Source organism: Sphaerospermopsis reniformis (assembly GCF_005402885.1).
Taxonomy (GTDB): Bacteria; Cyanobacteriota; Cyanobacteriia; order Cyanobacteriales; family Nostocaceae; genus Sphaerospermopsis; species Sphaerospermopsis kisseleviana.
In genome coordinates this window covers 1-1,872 of sequence record NZ_BJCE01000456.1, presented here as the reverse complement: position 1 = coordinate 1,872, position 1,872 = coordinate 1, and the positions used below count along the sequence as shown (strand labels likewise).

Annotated in this window: 1 protein-coding gene and 1 pseudogene; one reads left to right on the top strand and one right to left on the bottom strand. The window is 36.4% G+C overall.

The window, feature by feature from the left end; translation table 11 throughout:
• A pseudogene (locus tag FFR48_RS27630) lies at positions 1-599 on the bottom strand (hypothetical protein); the annotation flags it as partial.
• A gap of 131 nt (positions 600-730) precedes the next feature.
• On the opposite strand from FFR48_RS27630, the gene FFR48_RS27625 reads away from it, so the two are divergent.
• Entirely contained in the window at positions 731-1,681 is a 951-nt protein-coding gene (locus FFR48_RS27625) for an RpnC/YadD family protein (RefSeq protein WP_096572929.1), read from the top strand.
• Positions 1,682-1,872 lie beyond the last annotated feature (191 nt).

Here is a 1,872-nt window from a genome sequence, read left to right as displayed (position 1 = left end):
ATTTTTACGGCACTTGCTGTTTCTGGTAATTTTTGTCCTGTAGTTTGGGTAAATAAGTCGTTTACTAATTTAGTGAAATCATCTGTTTCCTGACTAAATGCAGTAAACAAAGCCACCAAGAATTTACCATAATTTTCGCCAATCTGCCATCCTAATAACCATAGTTCATTATGATTTCGGTCATGACGCATGGAAGTAAGAATCACGCCATTTTGGGTACTAGGATGCGGTGGTTTTGGTGCATCTTCATTAAATTGAGGTTTACCCTTTTGCTGAAATAAATACTCACGGTAAAGTTTTCTTCTTTCGCTTTCCTCCACTGTATTAAAAGTATTTGTTTCCTGCGGTATTTTGCTAACATCGGTTTTTTGACCTTTGACTGGCAGGAAAAGATTGGTATAATTGAGGTTAGCTACCAGTTCTAAATTTATTGGTTGTTTTAACTGAAGGCAGTAGCGTGTTCCTTGATCTAAAAGTTGGATTGCACTTTTTTGGTGAGTGGCTTTCAGTACATACTCCGCAAGCTGCACCAGACCCAACATCATCAGGGTGTCAGCATAAGTGCCGAATTTTTTGGTAACAAATAACTGCTGTGTCATCTGGTTTTCAACCCATATAGGAGTTGTCTACTTCCAAACAGTATATACCTACTTGGAAGAGGGGTATTCCAATTAACGTAATTGTAGAAAAAAGACGCTAAGATATTTTTGACATCTGCCTAGAAACAACTGTGAGTGAAGTAAAAGCCGATTATGATGGTGCTTGGAAGGAAGGGGTAGAAAAATACTTTGAGGCGTTTTTAACATTCTTCTTTCCCCATATTTACAACGAAATTGACTGGACGCAGGGTTACGAGTTTCTTGATCAAGAACTCCAGCAATTGATGAGAGAATCAGAAGTTGGTAAGCAATTTGTTGATAAGCTGATTAAAGTTTGGCTGAATGATGGTAAAGAAACCTGGTTACTAATCCATTTAGAAATCCAAAGTCAAGTAGATACTGGTTTTCCTAAGCGGATGTTTTCCTATCATTACAGGATTTTTGACCGTTATGGTCAAGAAGTTGTTAGCTTGGCTATTTTGGGAGATAATCAAGCAAATTGGCGACCTCAAGAATACAGTTATGAACGTTGGGGATGTCGGTTAAGTCTTCAGTTTCCTACTGTAAAATTACTGGATTATCAACCTCGTTGGTCAGAATTAGAACAAAGTGATAATCCTTTTGCTGTATTGGTGATGGCGCACCTACGTACACAAGCCACAACTAGAAATTTAACAGGACGGTTGCAGTGGAAATTAAGTTTAGTTAAGCGGATGTATGAGTTAGGATATAGTAGGGAGAAAATTCTTCAGTTATTCGATTTGATTGATAGACTGATGACTTTACCACCAGATTTAGACTTAAATTTCAAAACTGAATTGCAGCGTTTCGAGGGTGAAAAAGAAATGACATACATTACAAGCATACAACGTATAGAAAGAGCGCAAACCCTCCAGGAATCTATTGTTAAAATCCTAAAAACCAGATTTCAAGATCCTCCTTCTGAATTAGTGGAACAAATAAATCAAATTTATGATCATGACCAACTCAACCAGTTATTAGAACAGGCAATTACTATAGGTTCTGTTCCTGATTTTCAAGAACTATTAACTCAAGAAAATACAGGTATTACAGATAGTTAATAATGATTAATGTAGAGATGTTGTGGATAACTTCTCTACATAAAAATTAAACATAAAAATTCAGTTGTACTGAACGCTGATCACATAGTCTTAATGCTCTCACTACCAACAAATACAAATGAAAATACTCAAACTCATCACCAGTGTTTAACTGATTCAAGTCCAACTCTTTTGCTGGGTAATTGCTTTTA